The organism is Streptomyces sp. NRRL S-495 (assembly GCF_000966955.1).
GTDB lineage: Bacteria > Actinomycetota > Actinomycetes > Streptomycetales > Streptomycetaceae > Kitasatospora > Kitasatospora purpeofusca.
The window spans coordinates 1-5,617 of sequence record NZ_JZWY01001083.1 but is presented as its reverse complement, the minus strand read 5'-3'; the positions used below and the strand labels follow the sequence as shown (position 1 = coordinate 5,617).

Annotated in this window: 5 protein-coding genes and 1 pseudogene; 3 read left to right on the top strand and 3 right to left on the bottom strand. The window is 76.7% G+C overall.

Translation table 11 applies throughout. The annotated features are described in order from the left end of the window. Positions 1 to 29: 29 nt before the first annotated feature. The 3 genes and pseudogenes from VR45_RS50925 to VR45_RS39180 form a co-directional block, all read left to right on the top strand. Positions 30 to 278 (top strand): annotated as a pseudogene (locus VR45_RS50925) (AMP-binding protein); the annotation flags it as partial. 55 nt (positions 279 to 333) lie between these two features. Beyond that, positions 334 to 1,524, top strand: a complete 1,191-nt coding sequence (locus VR45_RS50375; protein WP_052709723.1) for a non-ribosomal peptide synthetase — start codon at positions 334 to 336, stop codon at positions 1,522 to 1,524. Further along, the gene (locus tag VR45_RS39180; RefSeq protein WP_045944735.1) at positions 1,521 to 4,391 is read left to right on the top strand and encodes a condensation domain-containing protein; all 2,871 of its coding nucleotides are present in this window, start codon (positions 1,521 to 1,523) and stop codon (positions 4,389 to 4,391) included. Before VR45_RS50375 ends, VR45_RS39180 begins: the two co-directional genes overlap by 4 nt. Positions 4,392 to 4,485: 94 nt before the next feature. On the opposite strand, the gene VR45_RS39175 is transcribed toward VR45_RS39180, so the two are convergent. The 3 genes from VR45_RS39175 to VR45_RS39165 are packed head-to-tail and all read right to left on the bottom strand — an operon-like array spanning position 4,486 to position 5,572. After that, positions 4,486 to 4,815 carry a TcmI family type II polyketide cyclase gene (locus VR45_RS39175; RefSeq protein ID WP_045944736.1) on the bottom strand — a complete coding sequence of 110 codons (330 nt, stop codon included), beginning with the start codon at positions 4,813 to 4,815 and terminating at the stop codon, positions 4,486 to 4,488. Between the two features lie 39 nt (positions 4,816 to 4,854). Further along, a complete protein-coding gene (locus tag VR45_RS39170) occupies positions 4,855 to 5,310 on the bottom strand; it encodes an SRPBCC family protein (protein ID WP_045944734.1) in 456 nt (151 codons plus the stop codon). 1 nt (position 5,311) lies between these two features. Beyond that, entirely contained in the window at positions 5,312 to 5,572 is a 261-nt protein-coding gene (locus VR45_RS39165) for an acyl carrier protein (protein WP_030396294.1), read from the bottom strand. Positions 5,573 to 5,617: the final 45 nt, after the last annotated feature.

The following is a 5,617-nucleotide window of genomic DNA, read 5'->3' as shown; positions in this document are numbered from 1 at the left end:
AACTCGACCTGACCGAGGACCGCTCGCTGGTGCTCACCGAGACCGGCCCCGCCGGGACCGGTGACGACGAGCACGGGCCCGGTCCGGTCGACCCCGACCCGGCCGCCACCGCCATCGTGTACTTCACCTCCGGCTCCACCGGGCGCCCCAAGGGCGTGCTGGTGCCGCACCACGCCGTCGCCGAGCTGGTCACCGCCGCCGACGGGGTCGTGCTGCGGCCCGGCGACCGGATGCTGGTCCGCACCTCCGCCGGCTTCGACCTCTCCACCCTGGAACTCTGGGGCCCGCTGGCCAACGGCGCCGCGCTCGCCGTGCCGACCGCCGAACGCCCCAGTGCGGAGGAACTCGCCCGAACTCGCCCGCGACGTCGAGCGGTTCGGCGTCACCCACGCCGTGCTCGCCACCGCCCTGTTCCACCAGCTCGCCGCACACGGCTCACGGATCTTCGGTGTGCTGCGGCACGTCGTCGTCGGCGGCGAGGCGCTCGCGGCCGAGCACGCCGGCGCCGTGCTGCGGACCTACCCGTGGCTCGAACTGGTCAACGGCTACGGCCCGACCGAGGCCACCACCTTCGCCACCCTGCACCGCGTCCGGCCCGCCGACTGCGCGGGCCCGGTGCCGATCGGCCGCCCGTTCGGCGGCACCGGCGCCGCCGTCCTCGACCAGGACCGCCGGCCCGTCCCGGACGGCACCCGCGGCGAACTCTGGCTGACCGGACGGCTGGCGCTCGGCTACCTCGGCCGGCCCGAGCTGACGGCCGAGCGGTTCGTCGAACTCCCCGGCCTGGGCCGGGCGTACGGCACCGGCGACCTGGTCTCCCGGCGGCCGGACGGCGCCCTGGACTTCCACGGCCGCCTGGACGACCAGGTGAAGGTGCGCGGCTACCGGATCGAGCCCGGCGAGGTCGAGCACGCGCTGTGCGGACTGCCCGAGGTCGCCGAGGCAGCCGTGGTGGTGCGCCGCGCGGGGCGCGAGGACGCCGCGCTCACGGCCTTCGTGGTCGCCGCCGAGGGCGTCCGCCCGGTGCCCGAGTCGCTGCGCCGGCGGCTCGCCGAGCGCCTCCCGGCCCATCTGGTGCCGACCGCCTGGACGGTGCTGGACACCCTCCCGCTCACCGGCAGCGGCAAGGTCGACCGCCGGGCGCTGGCCGCCGAGGAGGAGCCGGCCGAGGCCGCCGCCGAACCCGTCGCCGCGGACGCCGGGCCCGCCGCCGGGAGCGCCGTCCTCGGGCCGATCGAGCAGGTCGTCGCGGCCGCCTGGTCGCGCGCCCTGGAGGTCGAAGTGACTACCCCCGAGGCGGAGTTCTTCGCCCTGGGCGGCCATTCGCTGCTCGCCATGTGGGTGGTCGACGACCTTCGCGAGGACCTGGGCGTCGAGCTGCCGCTCGGCGACTTCCTGAACCGCCCCACGGTGGCCGGCCAGGCCGCCCTGATCGAACGCGCCCTGCTCGCGGCCGATCCCACCGATTCCGTCGAGCCCGACCTCGTGAGCGCCGGCGCCCACCCCCAGGAGTCCACCCGATGACCGCCCCGATCGACCAGGCCGAACTGCTCCGCCGGGCCCGGGGCCGCACCAGGACGCCCGCGCCCGGCACCCCGGCCGCCGGCCCGGTCCCGCGCGGCACCGCCCCCGGCCCGGCCCCGCTGTCCCACGCCCAGCAGCGGATGTGGCTGATGGACCGCCTCGGCCAGGGCGGCCCCCGCTACCACGTCCCGCTCGCCACCCGACTGCGCGGCCCGCTGGACCGGGACGCCCTCGCCGCCGCCCTGACCGGCCTCACCGCCCGCCACCACATCCTGCGCACCCGCTACGGCCACCAGGACGACCGACCGCACCAGGAACCGGCACCGCCCGCCCCGGTGCCGCTCCCGGTCCGGGACGCCAACCCCGAGGACGCCGCCGCCCTGCTTCGCGCCGAGGCGGCCCGCCCGTTCGACCTCGCCGCCGGTCCCGCCCTGCGCGCACTGCTCCTGCGGCACGCCCCGGACGACCACACCCTGCTGCTGACGGTCCATCACATCGCCGTCGACGGCGGCTCGCTGCCCGTCCTGGCCGAGGAACTCGGCGCCCTGTACGCGGCCGCCGCCGAGGGCCGCCCGGCCGACCTGCCCGAGCCGGAGCTCCAGTACGCCGACTACGCCCGCTGGGAACGCGCCCGCGACGACCGGCTCGCCGAGGCGGCCGCCGCCCGGGCCGCCCGGCTCACCGGCGCCGGCCCGCTGCCGCTGCTGCGCCCCGTCCCGCCCGGCACCCCCGAGCGCCGCGCCGTCCTGCACAGCGCGCCGCTCACCGCCGACACCATGGACGGACTGCGCCGGCTCGGCGCCCGGCACGGCGCGACCGCGTTCACCGTCGTCCTGGCCGCCGCCTTCGCGGCCCTGCGCGCCGCCACCGGCGGCTCCGACCTGGTGCTCGGCTGCGCCGGCGGCCACCGCGCCCGGCCCGAACTGCGGCGGCTGATCGGCCTCCAGGTCAACACCCTGCCGGTCCGCGCCCGGCTGCCCGAGCCCGACGGCGACCCGGTCTTCACCGAGCTGCTGGCCGTCGTCCGCGCCGCCCTGCTGGACGCCCAGGAACACCACGAGGTGCCCTTCGACCTGGTCGTCGAACGCCTCGGCGCCGCCGCCCGGGGCGCCGACGGCACCCCGCTGCTCGCCGTCAGCTGCGACCTGGTCCACCCGGTCGAGCCGCTGACGCTGCCGGGCCTCACCGCCGAGGCGGTGGAGGTCGACCTCGGGCTCGCCAAGTTCGGCCTGACCCTGCTGGTCGAGGACGGCCCGAGGCCGCGCTGCCTGCTCCAGCACGACCCGGCCGCCCTGGACGCGGCCACCGCCGGCCGGCTGCACACCGTCTTCGCCGACCTGCTGACGGCCGTCGCCACCGACGCCGACCGCCCGCTGTCCCGCCTCCCCGGGGAGCGACTCGGCGACGAGCGTCTCCCCGGCAAGCAGCCGGTCGGTGAGCACCACCCCGCCGTCGCCGCCCTGCTCGCCGACCCCCGGGTCACCGACGCCGCCCTGCACCTCAGCGAGCACGGCCCCGCCCTCGCCTACGCGACCGTCAGCGGCCCGGTCGCCCCCAGCGGCGCCGAGCTGCGGGCGGCGCTGCGCCGCCGGCTCGCGGAGCCTGGCGCGCTCCCGCTCGCCGTCACCCTGCTGGACCGCATCCCGCGCCGGGCCGACGGCGCCCTCGACCCCGGCCGGCTCCCCGGCGCGCCCACCGCCCACCTGGACACCGTGCGCGAGGTCTTCGCCGAACTGCTCGGCACCCGGCCGTCGGCCGAGGGCGACTTCTTCGGTCTGGGCGGCCATTCCCTGGTGGCCGTGCAACTGGCGGAGCGGCTCCGCGCGCGCCTCGGCCTGCCGCTGACCGGCCTGGACGTGCTGGAGCGGCGGACCCCCCGCGCCCTGGCCGCCCTGCTGGCCGAACGCGCCGCCGAACGCGGCACCGCCGCCCGCCGTACCGCCTCCGGCGCCAGGGCCGTCCCCGCCACCCGGGCCGGGACGGTGCTGCTCACCGGCGCCAGCGGCGGCGTCGGTGCCGCCCTGCTCCAGGAGCTCCTCGCCCAGGGCCGCCCCGTGCGCGCCCTGGTCCGCCCCGAGTCGGCCCACCTGGTGGCCGGGGCCGGGGTGGAGGTCGCCGAGGGGGACCTCGCCGACCGGGACAGCCTGCGCCGGGCCGTCGAGGGCGCGGAGACCGTGATCCACGCCGCCTGCACCTTCACCGAGCACGCCGTCGACCTCGCCGCCATGCGGACCCTGGTCGAGGGCTGGCGCGGCACCGGCGGGTTCGTCTTCGTCAGCAGCATCGACGCCTACGGCCGGCCGGAGCCCGGGGAGGTCCCCGAGGGCGGCCCCTCGGCCGGACCGCTCACCCCGTACGGGCAGGCCAAGCTCGACTGCGAGCGGATCCTGCTGGACGCCGCCCCGTCGGCGCTCGGCCCGGTCGCGGTGGTCCGCTCGCCGATCGTCTGGGGCCCGCACCGGCGGCTGCGCGACCAGCTCCGCTGGGGCGCCACCGGGGAGCTCTACCAGGCCGCGCTGGCCGGCCGCCCGATCCTGCTGCCGGAGCCCGCGGCCGGGTGGGCCGGGGCCAGCTGGGTGCACTCCGCCGCCCTGGCCCGGGCGGTGACGGCGAGCCTCGGCCACGCGCCCGGCCGGATCGTCAACGCCGTCACCGGCCATGTCTCCTGGGCCGAGTTCGCCGCCGAACTGGTCCGGCTGCTCGGCTCGTCGAGCACCGTCGGGCACGGCCCGGAGGCCGAGGCGGAGCTGCTGCGCCCCTGGCTCTACCGGGCCGACGCGCTCGCCGGGCCGCTGGCCCCGGAGCCCGGCGAGGACTGGCGCGCCGTGCTCGCCGCGATGACGGCGTTGCCCGCCGGAGCGCACTGACACTCCGTCGGCGTTGCCCGCCAGGAACGGAACGAGCGGACACCCCGGGGCCGAGGCCCGCGGGGTGTCCGCTCGTCGTGTCACCGGTCCGCGCTCAGCCGCGGCGCTCCCAGCGGTAGAATTCGCGCGCCATCGCGTCCTTCGGCCCCCGCCAGGTGGCCGGGTCGTACGCCTGGACGTACGTGGTCAGCGCGTCGCTGACGGCGCGGAACTCGGGGTGGCCGACCACCTGGGCGACGGCCGGTCCGGGCGGCCGGTCCGCCTCGATGAGGTGCAGGTAGACGTCGCCGAACTGGAACAGGCTGCGCCCGGTGACGCCGATCAGATGGGGGAGTTCACCCCGGTTGTCGGAGTCGGCGAAGACCTCGGCGATGCCGGTGGCCGCGTCGGGCTTCATCCGGGCGACGATCAGGGCGCGGTGGATCCGTGCGGTCGGGTTCTCGGTCGCGGGGGAGGTCATGGCTCAGAGCTCCGCGGCCTTCTTCTCGACCTTCTCGCGGATCAGCTGCAGCTGGATCCGGGAGTTGCGGTTGATGTGGTTGACCATGCCGTCGTCGTCGACGGGCGCGGTGGGCTTCATCGCGAAGTCCTGCACCCAGCGCATCCGGGTGCCGGACGGCACCTCCGAGTACTCCCAGTGGATGTCCATGTACTCGAACGGGCCGGGTTCGACCCGCCGGGCCCGCACCGCGAGCGAGGGGCGGTCGGTGGTGCGCTCGGAGACCCAGCTCCAGATCTTGCCGTCGTCGTCCGGGTGCATGGTCAGCCGGAAGGTGACCCGGTCGCCGTCGCGCTCCAGCACCTCGACCGAGGCGTACTCGCTGAACAGCTGCGGCCAGTTCTCCAGGTCGTTGGTGATCTCCCAGACCAGGTCGAGCGGGGCCGCGATGACGATCTCGTTGTCCGTGTGTCCGGGCATCTCAGGCACCCGCCTTCGCGGTCACGGCGGAGTTCACCAGGGCCAGGAACTCGGCCGGGGTCTTGGCCGACTCCGCGCCGTTGGTGACCTTGACTCCGTGCCGGTTCTCCAGCTCGCCGACCACGCCGAGCAGGCCGAGGGAGTCCACGCCGAACTCGTCGAAATCGGCGCCGGGCCGCTCCAGTTCGACCGGGTCGATCTCGACGCCGGCCCGGGCCCGGATGAGTTCCGCGAGTTCGGGATAGTTGAGGGTGTTGCTCACGGGGGTGTCCCTTCGTAGCGAGCGAGTGGTTGAGCGGTGGAGCGT